Origin of the sequence: Schwartzia succinivorans DSM 10502 (assembly GCF_900129225.1) — a bacterium.
GTDB classification, from domain to species: Bacteria; Bacillota; Negativicutes; order Selenomonadales; family Selenomonadaceae; genus Schwartzia; species Schwartzia succinivorans.
The window spans coordinates 54413-69459 of the sequence record NZ_FQUG01000005.1 but is presented as its reverse complement, the minus strand read 5'-3'; the positions used below and the strand labels follow the sequence as shown (position 1 = coordinate 69459).

The 15047-nt window shown below is 46.2% G+C and carries 14 protein-coding genes and 1 riboswitch; all 14 genes read right to left on the bottom strand.

The window, feature by feature from the left end:
• Positions 1 to 112 precede the first annotated feature (112 nt).
• Positions 113 to 826 carry a nuclease-related domain-containing protein gene (locus BUA83_RS06965; RefSeq protein WP_072935499.1) on the bottom strand — a complete coding sequence of 238 codons (714 nt, stop codon included), beginning with the start codon at positions 824 to 826 and terminating at the stop codon, positions 113 to 115.
• Positions 827 to 995: 169 nt separating this feature from the next.
• Entirely contained in the window at positions 996 to 1694 is a 699-nt protein-coding gene (locus BUA83_RS06960) for a hypothetical protein (protein ID WP_072935497.1), read from the bottom strand.
• Positions 1695 to 1753: 59 nt separating this feature from the next.
• Positions 1754 to 2491 carry a PP2C family serine/threonine-protein phosphatase gene (locus BUA83_RS06955; protein WP_072935496.1) on the bottom strand — a complete coding sequence of 246 codons (738 nt, stop codon included), beginning with the start codon at positions 2489 to 2491 and terminating at the stop codon, positions 1754 to 1756.
• A gap of 12 nt (positions 2492 to 2503) precedes the next feature.
• Positions 2504 to 3289 carry a vWA domain-containing protein gene (locus BUA83_RS06950; RefSeq protein ID WP_072935494.1) on the bottom strand — a complete coding sequence of 262 codons (786 nt, stop codon included), beginning with the start codon at positions 3287 to 3289 and terminating at the stop codon, positions 2504 to 2506.
• A gap of 47 nt (positions 3290 to 3336) precedes the next feature.
• On the bottom strand, positions 3337 to 5100 hold the full coding sequence (locus tag BUA83_RS06945; protein WP_072935492.1) for a protein kinase domain-containing protein: 1764 nt from the start codon (positions 5098 to 5100) through the stop codon (positions 3337 to 3339).
• A 17-nt stretch (positions 5101 to 5117) separates the two neighbouring features.
• Entirely contained in the window at positions 5118 to 5819 is a 702-nt protein-coding gene (locus tag BUA83_RS06940) for a PIN domain-containing protein (protein WP_234988293.1), read from the bottom strand.
• Positions 5820 to 6006: 187 nt separating this feature from the next.
• Positions 6007 to 6702 (bottom strand): DUF805 domain-containing protein, encoded by a 696-nt coding sequence (locus BUA83_RS06935; protein WP_072935490.1) that lies wholly within the window; start codon positions 6700 to 6702, stop codon positions 6007 to 6009.
• A gap of 19 nt (positions 6703 to 6721) precedes the next feature.
• Positions 6722 to 7366, bottom strand: coding sequence for a DUF4352 domain-containing protein (locus BUA83_RS06930; RefSeq protein ID WP_072935489.1), 645 nt, complete (start codon positions 7364 to 7366; stop codon positions 6722 to 6724).
• A 209-nt stretch (positions 7367 to 7575) separates the two neighbouring features.
• A complete protein-coding gene (locus BUA83_RS06925) occupies positions 7576 to 8250 on the bottom strand; it encodes a hypothetical protein (RefSeq protein WP_072935487.1) in 675 nt (224 codons plus the stop codon).
• A gap of 110 nt (positions 8251 to 8360) precedes the next feature.
• The gene (locus BUA83_RS06920) at positions 8361 to 9092 is read right to left on the bottom strand and encodes an N-formylglutamate amidohydrolase (protein ID WP_200796016.1); all 732 of its coding nucleotides are present in this window, start codon (positions 9090 to 9092) and stop codon (positions 8361 to 8363) included.
• Between the two features lie 79 nt (positions 9093 to 9171).
• Positions 9172 to 9268: riboswitch (SAM riboswitch) on the bottom strand.
• Positions 9269 to 9378: 110 nt separating this feature from the next.
• Positions 9379 to 10245, bottom strand: a complete 867-nt coding sequence (locus tag BUA83_RS06915) for a pyridoxamine kinase (protein ID WP_072935485.1) — start codon at positions 10243 to 10245, stop codon at positions 9379 to 9381.
• A 121-nt stretch (positions 10246 to 10366) separates the two neighbouring features.
• Complete coding sequence (locus BUA83_RS06910) at positions 10367 to 13414, bottom strand: efflux RND transporter permease subunit (protein ID WP_072935483.1); 3048 nt, start codon at positions 13412 to 13414, stop codon at positions 10367 to 10369.
• Positions 13411 to 14496: an efflux RND transporter periplasmic adaptor subunit gene (locus BUA83_RS06905; RefSeq protein WP_072935481.1), complete on the bottom strand. Its 1086-nt coding sequence runs from the start codon at positions 14494 to 14496 to the stop codon at positions 13411 to 13413. The genes BUA83_RS06910 and BUA83_RS06905 overlap by 4 nt, the downstream gene beginning before the upstream one ends.
• Positions 14493 to 14969, bottom strand: a complete 477-nt coding sequence (locus tag BUA83_RS06900; protein WP_072935479.1) for a MarR family winged helix-turn-helix transcriptional regulator — start codon at positions 14967 to 14969, stop codon at positions 14493 to 14495. Before BUA83_RS06900 ends, BUA83_RS06905 begins: the two co-directional genes overlap by 4 nt.
• Positions 14970 to 15047 lie beyond the last annotated feature (78 nt).

Below are 15047 nucleotides of genomic sequence, written 5' to 3'. Positions count from 1 at the left end.
CTTTTTCAGCATACAACAAAACAAACGCAAAAGCAAACGTATTTTTTTGCGTTTGTTTTTGCGTTTGATAAAAGGACGTATTTTTATTTTGCGTTTGGTACGTATTTAAAGATTACTTCAATACGGCCGATATTTTCTCAATTGTTTCTTCATCCAAAGGTGTCCGAACAGGATAATCCAAAATAAATTCCAGCACGGCATCTCCACGGTTCGTAAATCTGTCGCTCGTTCCGCGAAGTATCAGCTCAGGATTTGTAAAATACACAATACCGTCCACCCATGCACGAATGTGATACCGTTTCAGCAGCTGCGCCATATTATGTATCTGCCTTTTTAGCTGCTGGACAGGGTTACGCATAGATGCGGTATATTCTCCGCCCTCGCGTCCGACCTTTCTCTGCTCCCAATTGAGATCATTCGACGGCACAATTTCACCGTTATGATTTTTGGTGTTGATAATAAAGACACCGTTCCGTCCTACCACTACCGTACCAACAAAAGCCTCCCCGGCGCGTATATTCGTAAAAACCCGATATCCGGCCGGAAGCTGCTCCAAAACATCTAACGCACGGGCAATCCCTGTATCACCTGAATCACTTTTACGATAGTTTCCCAAAAAATGACTTGCAATTGCGCCCGTGATGACAAACGCAGCCATATGCGCAACAATCAGTTCAATCGGTTGAGAATGCATTGTAAAAGTGGTGACATTTATCCCCCATTTAATAAATAACCAACCACAGATGCTTCCAAAAATGATTGTCAGTACGAGATTTTTTCGCTTTGAAGAAGCGTATGCAGATTCCTTTGCATATATTTTTGCCATAATACACCCCTGCTCCTTACCCAATTTAATGTATACTATACCAAGTTCTGCCGAAAAATACATCCAACAATTTGAGGTAAGATTAACCATCCCCACACTGGCATAGCATACCTCACATATAAAAGACTGTGCAAAGGAATCTCTCCCTTTGCACAGTCCCTATATCCAATCATTTCAAACGTTCTGCTTCATTTTTCTCACGCGCATCGCGTATCCTTTTCTTATACTCTTCAATTTTAGCAAGTCCATTTTCAGTAAAGTGCCGATTAAGATACTCCTCCCCAAGTTTCTCAACGGCTTCAACTATAGTCTCACATCTCTTTTTTGCATCTATGCCACCATGATCTTCCAAGCCTTTCCCCAGCTCTTCTAATTCAGCCAGTTCGCGCAAAGCAGACACATATGGGTGGTTCTCAAGCCGCGCATACCACTCCACACGCCTCCTTTCACTTTCCTCTTCCTCTTTTATTTTCGATACTTGAATGGTGAGCAGTACCGCAATATAAACCAACGTACACAACAAGACAAAGGCGCAACAAACCATCAAATCATCCCTATTAAATTCAGTGGAAAGTTTATAATAGGAAACAACTGGTATCGCAATAGCAATTGTAAAACCAGCAGCATTTTTTAGGCACCAACCCGCTCCTGCGCAAAGTATCATAAGAATCCCCTTCTCCAGAAGATCCCCTTTGCTACGAAGAAAGCCCGTCGTAATCCAATCAAGTAATATCAACAAAACTACTCCATAGAGAAGCCAACCAACAACACCGCTTATTATATCGCCAAAACCTTTATAGCGAAACATCTTACTTATTCCTGTAATATCACTAATAACTTTACCAAATGCTCTTATTTTCCCAAACATAATTATTCCTCCATTTCGCAAAGTTTTCTCCTGAAACTTTAACTCTATCAATATTCTCTCTATTCTTGCACCAAAACCGCCAAGCTGCAGTCATCCTGCGTATTTTGCCCGGCTATATATTCCAATACTCCGCGCAGCTGTACTTCCGCCTGAGCTTCTTGCATATGCTTAAGCTTTTGGACAATCTCAGCCAATATCGGCACTAACGTGTTCTTATGCCGATCATAGAAATTATCCCCACTGCCGTCACTCATAAGAACCACCGCCTCTATATCCCTGTTTAAGCCGCAGTAGATTTCCGTACCTTCCATCACATTCTTTGATGTAGTAAAATACGTTACATTCAAATACTCTCCGTTTTTAGGACCTGACAACACTACAGGTTTTCCTTTTACAATTGCAGCCACCACCCCGTCTCCGATATGCACTGTTACCAGCTTATCTTCTTTAACCGCAGCCAAAAGCAGTGTCGAAGATAATTCACCTATATTATCCAGGCCATGTTCTGCAGCGGTTTTTGCCAACTGCCGGCGCACACAGTCAATCAGCTTGGTGACTTGTATTTCCTTATCCTCCCCCGATTCATAAAACTCATCGAAGTGTTCACACAGGTAAACAGCACCCGCCTTTACTGCCTGCTCCGCTCCAATATGCGACAGTGGCTCAGAACCGGCACCATCAGCCAGAGCCGCGCAAAATACGTTTTGCCCGGCATAGCTATACGTCCTATCCTGCCCAGGTATGTTTTCACGTTTGTGGCTTCTCCCCTGCACAGCACCATGAATTGCTTTCCACATGCTTTTCCTCCATTAAATTTCCGCCCAGCCTTTAATATCAGAAAGCAATATACGCACCTTCTCCCCGTCTCCGGAATTAGATTTGGCAATCATCATATTGCTGATAAACTGAAAGAATTCGTTGTACTTCATGTCCTGTAATTTTAAAGGCTGCCGTTCCGGAGAAAATTGCTTTAATGTGTCTATGCCCGCATCACTGCCAATGGCAATCGGAAATACCACTATCTTTTTATTGCCGACCATACGCTCAATACGCTCTATTGCCTGCTGCTGCACAATCTGAGAGCCATTTGCTTCCCCGTCAGTCATAAGAATCAGCCAGGGCTGCATATAATCAACACCGCTATCCTTGTACTCCTGTTTACGGGCTTCCAACAAATCCAACGCCAGGTTCACTCCCTCTCCCATGAAAGAGTTTCCCTGTGCATCATTTGAAGCTACCAGTTCAGGAATTTCCACCTGCCGCTCAATATTCGCAAAGGGCAGAATACACTCTGCTTTACTGTCGAATTTCACCATACAGATTTCTACAGAAAACCGGGCACTGTCATCATTGCGTATGGTTTCAAATAAATGCTTAATCCCCTCATTCAGACGGTCAATTCGGGACACACCTGTCGTAGATGCACGGTATTTCTTCCCATCGATTTCTACAATCTGACCATTCACTACACCATCTCCGCCATCAATGGTATTCATAGAACCACTGGTATCCAGACATAAGCACACCGGAATACGCGGTGCAGGATTGTTCACCAAATCTTCTTTGTTTATTTTTATGAGTTCGTATTGTTCCATTACCAATCTCTCCCATTTTCACATTTTTAAATTCATTAGTACTATATTCAGTGTATAAGCCTGTAAAAAATATATAACCAAACTAAAAGAAGCAGTATATCACGTAAATTAGTGGAGCTTTTATTCTCTGACCTATTCAAAGCCTCATCAGGCAATTCAGTAATTTTTGTATCATTTTTGAAGTTATAGTACTGTCCATCATTTTTCTTTAAGCGGTCAGGAAACAAGCTCAAGGCCAGCTCATCATTTTCAGCCATCTTTGGCAAAGCGTTACGGTAGTGCTTAAACAATTCAATCCATGCCTCCGGTCCGTAACGTTTATTTTCCCGGCAATGTTCTTCATCTTTTTGAAATGTTGTATAGAAAGCTTCTTTTAGTTTATATGACATATGACTCCATATATATCTCCAAAGCCCTTCAGGAGCATTATGATTGGATTTTTCTTTTAGAGCGTAAGGGAAATCCATTTTCTGTATATTCTCTTTTACACTGCCTCCGCCTTGATGAGAATACGGATGTTTTCCCGGCAGCATAATCTTAAAGAGAAGTACCGCTATCGCGAAATACTCGTTTCCAAATGTCCTCAGCAGCTCACTGTATTGAGTTGCTTTTATTTCCGGTGCCTTAAATTCCTCTGTTCCCACAGGACAAGGAAAATCCTCTATTTGATAGCTGTCCGTGTCCACAAAAAATACTTTTTGCGGCGACACAATGAGAATATTTTTCGCATTAATATCACCTAACAATACATTTCTTTGGTGCAGATAGCTGATTTTTTCAAGGATAGTGATGCATAAGTCTATCGTTTCCCTACGCGTCCACCCGGAAAACTTTTCTTCCAGAAGCGTGCGATTAAACAAGTTTGGGTCCAACACATGCCCATTAGCCCGCGCCATTGTATAGCCCACAAATTCATCCCGGGCATTGTAAAGCATATGCAACGGCCAGCATATTCCCTCGCACCTTATTGGATTGGCAATCATCAGCTTTATTTTTTCAAAACGCCTTCTCGTTAAGCGATGATGAGCATATATTTTTGCCACCTGATTATTCCCGATGTCAAAGATACTCCCCTCTCCACCGCTCCCTACAATTTCGCCAAGTATGACAGCCTGTTTATCATCAGTATGAAGCATCTCCCCTTTTTGCACGCTTTCAGTCAGCGGCAGCTGCGTATCGGGGATATCAGTGGTTTTGGTACAAAAGCGAAATTTATGTCCCGGTCTTTCCCCTTCCGGACGTGTGAAAGGTTGTTTTCCACGACCAAAATCAGGGTTCTTACTTCGAAGCATCTCATCGAAATAAAATGTTTGCAGTCTTCCGTTCTGATTGACTTTTCGAACATTAATTTTCTTTACATATTTCAAGGCCCGATTGTTTCTTATTCCCAATACGCCTTCTGCCAATGCGTTATCCTGAGTAATCAGCGTTACATTTGTATTTTGGGTTAAATCGTAAAAGGCAGAAAAAAATTCTGCATCCGCAAAATTTTTCTGCGGATCCCCGGCTATCTGCACAATATCTTCTTTCTGCATAGCAACCAGTCTGTCTATTGCCTTGCCTGCGTATTGTGCCAGTGTCCGGTCCTTGATATCTGAGGATATTTTTTTCTTTCTATGCTTATCTAACTCATTTACCACACTTGCCGGTACAATAATCGGTTTATTGGTATATTTGTGCAAAATCGAAAAATTTTCCCAGACCTTATCCAGATGATGTTCCTCAATATAGATTAAACTGCAAGTGTCTATTAACACCCGACTATTTTTGAGGACACGTTCCTGTGCCTCCCAACCCGTTCCTTCAAACACTCACAAACCCCTCCTGCTCAGTGCCGATTGCTTGGAAGAATCCGCAAAGTCCCCTGATCATCCAGTCTGCCCGTACGCACCTGAAAGCCCTGTATGTCATCTGTGTCATCCAATTTCTCCACAGAATTACGGAGCATTTCATCCTGACTGATCAGAAGCAGTCTTTGTTCCAGCTTAAACCGTGAAAATACCGCCGGATATAATACTGATAATTCTCCATCCGTCGCCTCTCCATGAATGCTGATGATACCTTCACGTTTAGCATTCAGACAGGTATCCAAGCCAACCTTCGCAGCTTCTCTCACCTCTGTTTCATCGGACATCAGATTGTTCTGTAAATACTCAATACTGCGCTGAGGAACGATAATTTTACTGTTAAACTCCTGCAGTACAGGTGTAAATCTTTGCAACATCTCGCGGCATTCCAGCATTTGAAGCGTATCATGATTCAAAAAAACCTTATACTGTCTGGCTAAAATCTGCATGCACTCATACTCCGGAACTTCCGATAGGCGCTTATCATCATTGCTTGGGAAACACGCAAACCACCCCTGCAAAAATGAGCCGTTGACAGAATTTAATTCCAAATTCATATCCGCTTCACCGATTTCCGGATTATTTCGGCGGATAACAGCTTGTATAGCCTTCATATCCTGCTTGTGTTTGCCCAGATAATTATCCAGCAGAGCCCCATAAGCCAGATACAACGGTATATTCATCGGAGTTCTTTTCTGCTCAATATTGCTGACGGTTTGCCGTGTCACCCCTAAATATTCGCTGAGCTCCTGCCCGCTTAATCCCATAAATCGACGCAATTCAGATGCTGAATTCTGCATCCTTTTTAACATCGTATTTCGTAAATCCGTATAGATATCTTTCAAATCAGACCACTCACCTTCTTGTCAATTAGTCTAAAGGCGCTATCCCATAATTATTAGCCCGCGCCGTTCCTTTTTTGCAGAGCAAATAAATAAGCCAACCGATATTCACAATAGGAATGAGCAGCCACAGGCAGTACCAGCCACTTCTGTCAAGATCATGGAAGCGCCGCACGTTAACAGACACACCAAATACACATAAAGGCAATGTTATGGCCAAAAGTATAATAATTCCAAGGAACGAATCTGTTGTCATCATTGCAATACGCAAAATAATATGAATGAAGAAAAGTACCAGCCAAATCTTTACATATTGTCCGCGGCTCAGTCTGCCATCAAAGTTAATCATTTCCTTTATCTTATTTTTTATATACCCGTCATAATGGCCCACTTCTTTTCTGATTGTTTCTTCAACTGTTTCCCTACCGCAGTTATCACAAAATTTTGCGCCGGCCCGCAAAGGATGACCGCATTCCGTGCAATAACCTGCTGCTTTCCTGACAGGAGTTTCAGCCAAATCATCAGAAGTCTGTTCAAATTTTTCCGTATTTCCTTTCTCTTCAAATTCACTGTTCTCTGAATAATTCCGTTTGATTGTCGACATTTCATCTAACTCCGTCTTTTGCTGTTTAATTATCGGCAGCGATTCCTCCCCCACTGCTTTGCTCTCCGACAAATTTTCCTCAGGTTTGATTTTAACTATTGGAAGACTCTCTTTTTCCAATTCCAACATCTCCTTTTATTTAAATTTCTACTTCGAAGGAAGGTCCAAATCCATGCGGCTGAATGTGCAATTTATGCGGCACCGCATCAGCCGGCATCGCGAATACAACATAAGCAGTCTTACTCATCCCCGGCTGAATATCTGTCATATGAAAGGTATCCTCCCGCAGGTGAAATAATGTTCCCATAGCCGCATTGCTAAGCGAATATGATCTGCCCTGTTTGTCAATCAGCTTTATACCATAACCCACGATACTCACCGCATTACTGCTTCGATTAACAATTGTTAGATTTATCAGAGCAAACGGTCCTTGCACTGTCCCCATCGGTCCTGTGAGCGATCTCGGACGTGTTACTGATTCCACAGTGCCGCTAAGTCCTGATTGCCTGGAATAATTTATTGGCTCGCTCTTTTTTCCCTTATTATTCGCTGTATTATCACTGCGCGGCTCAGAACTTTCTTTAGACTCAGCCTTATTTTCACTGACCCTCATTACCCGGTCATCTGAAGTCTTTTTCTTATCCTTTGAGCTTGATGCACTTGTCTTTGCTATTTGCTGATCTGCCGGATTCTTATTATCAACTCCCCATATACCCATTTTGAACCCTACCAGATACGCTAATGTAACAAAAAAGACAAGCCAGCAAAATTTTCTTACCCGCATTTGTCCCCCTCCATTTCACGATTCTTTTGACATTATATATATATATATATAATGTCAAGTAATTTTACATAATATTTTAGATTTTACATACCCATAGGACTTATCAATCATCTAATCAGCATCATCCATTCTCATAAAACACAAAAACAAAAGAGGTTCACCAGCTCCTTTGAGCTAATGAACCTCTTTTATTTTCCAAGGAAAATTATTTACTCAAACAACTCCTCTAAATCATGGGTTTTCAGTCTTCCTTTTTTGATATTCCGCAGCATCCTGACTGCCCACTTCAGCTTGGCATCCTTCGCAGCCTCCATTACTGCATTGAAATTTTTCCTGTAAAACTTATCAGACAAATCGTTATAATCACCGTCATAGCAGATTGCATAGAAATGAGTTTTATTGCTCTCCCATACAGAAGTCAGCACACCGTGAAACTGAAACATTTCCACGATGGGGCAGCCCAAAACCTTCGATTCTCCGATATAAAGCTCCTCCGGATTCTTCTTATGCCGCGCCGCCTGATAGCAGGACATCAAATATATCTTATCAATCGGACGGTTGCCTATACGGTCAAGCTCTCCCCGAACCATCCTGTCTACCGTATCAGGGATAGACTCCCTCCTCTCCTGAAAATGAATTTTCCCGTCATCGCTTCCATGACAATCAAAATAAAGCGCACGCTCATTCTCATCATAAAACAGACTGAACTTGCTGTCGCCATAATAATCCTTGACAAAAAGCACAATCCTAAGTCTGAGGATAGATACCGTCTGCCCGCCGGGCGTGCGGACATCCAGCCTGTAAGCCTCCGCCGTGTGCCCCAAAAACAGGACCCACGCGGCAATCATAATCATACACAATTTCTTCATATCAAACACGGGCAATACACCCGTCCCCCTTTCATTCTTTCTTATTTTACCATACGCATTGCAGCCGGAAAATTAATAAGTGTCTATTTCCCTCTCTTTTCTTCCCATTATATTATACGTGCTTTTCATTCCGCCATCAGAATCATGTCATTAAGAACCTTCTTCACCCTGTCAAAATCAGCGGTCTTCTGTCCCTTCCCATCAATATAAAGTCTGCGATTTACCTCAATCATTACGGAACCGACGCGGGCATCACGCATGTAATACTCCATAGGAACAAGCGCCCCTGCAAAGGGGGAGTTGATTTTCACCGAGAGTCCGCAGCCCTTCAGGTAATCCACCCATTTCTCCACCAAAGCCTTCGGCGTATGGAAGTCATCAGTACCGATACAGATATCAGGGCGGTTATCCTCGCGGTCAAGCTCATAGGGCAGCGGCACAGGATAGAAGGAATGGCCGTCGATGATGAGACATTCTCCGTGAGTTTTCAGCCTTTCTGCCACAGCAGCGGCAAGTCTTCCGTGGTGCGGGTCATAATAACGTGTCAAAATCTCTTCCCTCTTTTCCTCGGAAAACTTGCGGAATACCTTCTTGTCCGAGCTCTTCGTGTAATACAGTCCCATACCGAGGCGGCTCATTGATTCGTCCTTGTCGTCACGGAACCTTTCCACGTCACAGACGAGACGGCTGACCTGCATGGCTACCATCTCTGCCTCGCAGTCAAAAAGCTCGTTGCAGTACCAGTCCGTCATAACAAGCATCTCGTGGCTCAGCACCTCCAAATCGTAGTCCGGGATGTACTCCTCAGGGATATAGAGGGAAGCATGGGGTACGTGAATCAACATTTTTTCCAACATAAAAAGCGTCTCCTTTCGACCATAAAGAGACGCAAGCAAAAAAGCCCATCGTCTGATGGGCTTGCAGTATCTACGCATATTCCCATCGATCAAGCTTTAGCACCTTACCGCGTTTGCACGCGCGGCAGGTTGCTGAAGGGTCATCGAGCTTGTCTCTCGCCTTCTCTTCATGGTTCACAATATGAAATTTAATATTTTGGTCCGGCTCACTAAGGAATGAGCTGTAAAACCATTATCAGTATATCAAAGTCTATGGTCAGATGTAAATCCCCCGCCATAACAAATATTATCCTTGTACGCTCTTAATATATCCTGCGAGGTTTGCTTCGAAGTTTACTCCATATCGGATGTCTGTCCCAGCCTTTGCGGTCCAGCGGATACTTTCCACAGTAAAATCCACGGCGGCGCGTACTGAGTCGGCAAGGCTCATGCCGTTTGCAAGGGCACCGACGACAGCACTGCCGAATACATCACCCGTACCGTGATATCTTCCCGGGATATTTTCTCCGAGGATGTAGTCAATGTTTCCTGTTTCCGCGTCGTAGGTGGCGGCACCCATTTTTTCATTATCCAGGTTCACGCCTGTCAGGACGATTTTTTTCGTGTTGGTTGCTTCCTCAAGACGGCGGAAGATTTTTTCTATGTAATTCTTCGTATACGGGCCGTCCTTATATTTTTCGCCAAGCATGGCCGTTGCCTCTGTGAGATTCGGCAGAATGACGTCCGCCTTTCCGCAGAGCTTTTTCATTTCCGGCGGAAAGGTATCGTCGAAAGCCGCGTAGAGCGTTCCGTTGTCACCCATGACCGGGTCTACGATTATTGTAGTATCCTCCGAGGCAAACTCGTCAAAAAGTGCCGAGACTATATCTATCTGCTCGAAGGAGCCGAGATAACCTGTATATATCGCGTCAAAATGAATTCCCAGGGATTTCCAGTGCACAATGATGGGGCGTATATCCTCTGTGAGGTCACGGAAGGTAAAGTCCCTGAAGCCGCCTGTGTGCGTTGAAAGCACCGCCGTAGGCAGAACGGAGCATTCCACACCTGCCGCTGATATTATTGGAAGCGCCACCGTGAGGGAGCATTTGCCGACACAGGAAATGTCATGCACGGCAAGGACGCGCTTCTGCTGAAATTCATTTGTGTTCGTCATTTATATCACCTTGATTTTCTGTATTACACCAAAGTATAGGACAGGCTCTGACCATATTCTATATCCAGATAAAGAAAAAACTCCAAGGTCAGATGCCTTGGAGCTTTTATTCATGCCTATTCTACTCTTCTTTTATCCTGTAAACCGCGGCGTACATGGTGGGAAGCACCAGAAGCGTCAGCGCTGTCGCAATCACAAGGCCGCAGGCGATAGCTGTCGCCATCGGCCCCCAGAAGGCGCTCGTCATAAGCGGCAGCATACCGAGGATTGTAGTGGCCGCCGTCAGCATTATCGGGCGGAAACGCTTAATCGCGGAATCCACCACTGCATCCCAGGGCGTCTCTCCCTCCTCAAGATGCTTTTCTATCTGGTCGATAAGCACAACGGAGTTTCGGATAATCATGCCCATGAGAGCAAGTATTCCGAGATACGCCACAAAGCCCAGTGCCTTGTCAAAGAACAGCATTCCGAAGGTGACGCCGATAACGCCCATAGGCGCGGTAAGAAGCGTGAGTATCACAAGCTTTACCCTGCGAAGCTGTATCATGAGAAGTGTCACTACGATGAATACCGTGACAGGCACAGGAGTCAACAGGAAGTCCATGGCTGTGTCGCTGTCCTCCAATGAGCCTGCAGGAGTAATGGAATATCCCAGCGGAAGCTCCTTTCTTATGTCCTCAGTCATATCGTAGGCGGCTATAGCGCCGTCATTGCCTGTGCCCGACGCGAGATTTGCCTGTACCGTTATGGTTGGCAGGAGATTGTACCGCCATATAAGCCCGTTCTCCGCCTCATAGGAAATCTTCGCAATCTGAGAAAGGGGCACATAGCCCTTCTCGCCTATGTATACCTGAATATCCTTGAGCTTCGAAAGGTCGCTTCTGTCAACGTCCTTCAGCCGGAGCTGTATCTCAATGGTGCGGTCACCCTTGTAATACTCGGCAATACCTGCTCCCGAAATCTCCGTGTAGAGAGTCTGCGCCAGCTGCTGTCCCGAAATCCCCATGGCGCGGAGCTTCGCCTGGTCAAGCTCAAGATGCACCGTCTTTGTCTTTTCGTTCCAGTTGCGGCCTATATCTACGTAGCCGCCATCCGCCACAAGTCTTCTGACTACCTCATCCGAAATCCTGCGCACCTCATCCTTGTCGTAGCCCGACACGCGCATCATAACAGGATAATCGGCAGGCGGCCCTGTCTGTATGTACTGGAGGTTCGGGCGAATGTTGGGGAAATTATCCGAAAGCTCTTTTCTTATAGCCGCCGTCATTTCATTTCGCGAGTCCACATCCTTTGAAACGATGACAAACTGAGCAAAATTCGACGCGTCTGCTTCAGGGTCAATGGTCAGGACAAAGCGCGGCGCGCCTGTTCCCACATAATAGGAATAATTATTTATCTTATCGCTGTGGGCATCAAGGAACTCCGCGAAGCGTCTGCCTTCCTCCTCAGTATCCTTAAGGGAGCTTCCCTCCGGCAGGCGCATGGACATTATGATTTCCGGCCGCACGGACTGAGGGAAAAATTCCTGATGAACATGGTCCATGAGAACTACCGAAGCCGCGAAAACACCTGCCGTAGCAGCAATAACAACAGCCTTATGAGTAAGGCACCATTTCAGCACACTGCGGAAAATCACGTAAAATCTGCTCTGATACATGTCGTTCTTTTTACTGCCGGTTTCGTCCGTGACCTTAACCTTGATCAGATATGTGCCGAAAAGCGGAGCCACCATGACGGAGATAACCCAGGAAACGAGAAGCGACATCGCTATAACAGGGAACATTGACTGGCAGAATTCCGAGGTAATTCCCTTTGCAAAGGCTATCGGTATAAAGCCCATGCAGGTGATGAGTGTTCCCGTGAGCATCGGCATCGCCGTTGCGCGGAATGCGTAGCACGCCGCCTCCATACGGCTGAGGCCCTCTTCAAGCTTCACGCTCATCATTTCAACGGCTATGATTTCATCATCAACAAACAATCCCAATGAAATGATAAGCGAACCCAGAGATACCTTCTGCAAATCTATGCCCATGATATACATGCCGCAGAAGGTCGCTACCAGTACCAGAGGAATACAGCCTGCCACCACCATGCCCGTCCTCATTCCGAGACTCAAAAAGCTCACGATAAGGACGATTATGACCGCTTCCCTTAAGGTACTTACAAATTCGCTGATGGATTCCTCGACAACCTTCGGCTGGTCTGATACCTGATGTATTTCAAGCCCCACAGGCTCGCTGTCGCTGATTTTCTTTATCAGCTCATCCAGGTCATCCCCCAGCTCAAGCACATTTCCGCCGGGCTCCATTGACACGGCGATTCCTATGGCAGGCTCGCCGTTGTAGTACATCTTCGGGTCCATCGGCTCTGCGGTACGGCGCTCAACAGTCGCTATATCACCGAGACGGAATATTTTTCCGTTGGCTGATACAGGAGTTTCTCTGATAGCCTCAAGGTCATCAAAGGTACCTGTGATGCGGAGATACACATTGTCCGTTTCTGTTTCCACCATTGCCGACGGACTTATTATATTCTGGCTTTTTATGGCAGAGGATATTGCCGTTGGCGGAATACCGAGAGATGCCAGCTTTGCATTCTCGATTTCCACGTAGACTTTTTCCTCCTGAACTCCCAGAAGCTCTACCTTCTGAACATTCGGAACCTGCAGTATAAGGCGGCGCGCTTTTTCTGCGGCGCGGCGCATTTCCTCGTAGGAATAGCCGTCTCCCGTGATAGCGTAAATTGAGCCGAAAACGTCATCAAAACGGTCGTCATAATAAGGGCCGTACACGCCGTCAGGAAGGTCCTCTTTTATGTCATTGCCGAAATTCCGGATATCTCTCCAGCTGGTTCGTATAAGAGATGCGTCCAAGTCCTCCCGCAGGGAAACGTATATGCAGGTCTGTCCTGCCCGCGTAAAGCTTTCGATGTTATCAATACCCGGAAGGTCCTGAAACTTTCTTTCCAGCTTGTCTGTTACCTGCTCCTCCATCAAATCCGCGCTTGCGCCAGGCCATGCCGCCGTAACAACCATGGTGCGTATGGTGAAATCGGGGTCCTCCATGCGCCCGAGCTTTGAAAAGGAGAATATTCCTGCCAGGAACGCAACAACTATAAAATACCAGACAAGATCCTTATTTTTCAGTGATACCTCGGTCAGATTCCTCATGGCTTGTCACCCTCTGTCCCGAGCCGCACCAAAAGCCCCTCCTGCAGGCGGTGAACTCCTGCCGTGACAACGATATCATCATTTGAAAGTCCTGAAACGCGCACATTGTTGCCGTCAAATTTTTCAACCGATACATTTTTCAGATGAACCCTGTTCTCCGCATCAACTGCCCACACCTGCGGACTGTCTCCCGTCTGATAGATTGCCGACATGGGAAGCAGCACACTTCTTTCTGCAGGCGCACTGCCGTCCTCAAAGGACACATTCGCCGTCATGCCGAGTGCCATGCCCTGCGGCGGATTCGGCACGGAAACGCGAACCTTGTAGGTACGTGACACAGGGTCCGCCATAGGAGCAGTCTCGCGCACTGTTCCCGCTGCCGATGCGCCGTTCAGCGCCCAGAAGGACACTGTGCAGGGCTTTCCTGCGGTAAATTCCGCCACCTTGCTCTCAGGAACGTTTATCTCGATTTCAAGCTCTCCCGTCTGAACAAGCGACATAACAGGAGTGCCTGCGGCTACCACCTGCCCTGCTTCCGCGTTTACTGCGGATATGACGCCGTCGCCTGTAGCGGTGAGCTGCGTATATGAAAGCGCGTTCTGTGCCTGCGCCGCCTGGGCTGCCGCATTGTTATACGCAGCAAGAGCCGCTTCGTAGGATGTCCTGTACTGGTCAAGCACCATAGCCGATACCGCGTCTGCCGCGTAGAGCTGCTGATAGCGTGCGTAATTCGCCTCTGCCAGCGCAAGCTGTGCCTCAGCAGACTGCACTGCCGCGTCGCCCTGATTTACTTTCTGAGCGACATCCTTCGGATCTATTGTCATGAGCACCTGACCTGCCGCCACCCTGTCGCCAAGCTGCACATTTCGCGAAAGAATCTGTCCGCCTACCTGAAACGCGAGATTTGTCTCATATCTTCCTCTTACCGTACCCGCGTAAGACGATGCGGACTCCGCGGTGCTTTCCGAAACGCGCTGATATTTTACCATTGGCGGACGCGCCGCAGCTTCTTCCTTTTTCCCGCAGCCCGATGCAAGCACCAGAAGCACGCATGCTGCTGCCATTACCGCTCTTTTCCTCATGACCTTTTCACCTCCTTACGAATCCGCTTGCGCACATTTCCGATAAAATCCGCTTCGCCTGAGCGCACCGCAAGCTTTGTAAGCGCCTGCACTACGATATCCTGCTCGCTTTTTGAAATCCCCTCGGAAAGATATTCCACCCACGTACCAAGAATATCCTGCAGTTCATTCTGCTGAGTACGGGCGTACTCCGTGACAAAAAGATGCTTTCTGCGCTTGTCCTTTGCGTCCGTTTCCCTGCGCAGGAAATTTTTCTGCTCAAGAAGCTGTATACTCCTCGTTATTGCCGCCTTGTCCAGATCAAGCTCCGCCGCAAGCTCCTCCTGACTGCGTCCCTCCTCCTCATAGAGCCGGAGCAGCAGCACGTATTCCGAATATGTAAGATTCCACGCACGGCAGGCATCTACGATATATGCCTTTGCATTTCTATGAAGACACCCGAAGCTGTGGGCTATAGCAAGATTATCCTGCATAATTTTCACCCCAATATAGTTGATAAAGTCAATAATTGATGTCATCAACTATACACTGATTTTCATGTCATGTCAATA

Bases quoted from the DNA above. Each gene is read 5' to 3' on its own strand.
- BUA83_RS06965 (WP_072935499.1), bottom strand. From the start codon at position 826: ATGGCAAAAATATATGCAAAGGAATCTGCATACGCTTCTTCAAAGCGA.
- BUA83_RS06960 (WP_072935497.1), bottom strand. From the start codon at position 1,694: ATGTTTGGGAAAATAAGAGCATTTGGTAAAGTTATTAGTGATATTACA.
- BUA83_RS06955 (WP_072935496.1), bottom strand. From the start codon at position 2,491: ATGTGGAAAGCAATTCATGGTGCTGTGCAGGGGAGAAGCCACAAACGT.
- BUA83_RS06950 (WP_072935494.1), bottom strand. From the start codon at position 3,289: ATGGAACAATACGAACTCATAAAAATAAACAAAGAAGATTTGGTGAAC.
- BUA83_RS06940 (WP_234988293.1), bottom strand. From the start codon at position 5,819: ATGAATATACCGTTGTATCTGGCTTATGGGGCTCTGCTGGATAATTAT.
- BUA83_RS06930 (WP_072935489.1), bottom strand. From the start codon at position 7,366: ATGCGGGTAAGAAAATTTTGCTGGCTTGTCTTTTTTGTTACATTAGCG.
- BUA83_RS06920 (WP_200796016.1), bottom strand. From the start codon at position 9,092: ATGTTGGAAAAAATGTTGATTCACGTACCCCATGCTTCCCTCTATATC.
- BUA83_RS06915 (WP_072935485.1), bottom strand. From the start codon at position 10,245: ATGACGAACACAAATGAATTTCAGCAGAAGCGCGTCCTTGCCGTGCAT.
- BUA83_RS06910 (WP_072935483.1), bottom strand. From the start codon at position 13,414: ATGAGGAATCTGACCGAGGTATCACTGAAAAATAAGGATCTTGTCTGG.
- BUA83_RS06905 (WP_072935481.1), bottom strand. From the start codon at position 14,496: ATGAGGAAAAGAGCGGTAATGGCAGCAGCATGCGTGCTTCTGGTGCTT.
- BUA83_RS06900 (WP_072935479.1), bottom strand. From the start codon at position 14,969: ATGCAGGATAATCTTGCTATAGCCCACAGCTTCGGGTGTCTTCATAGA.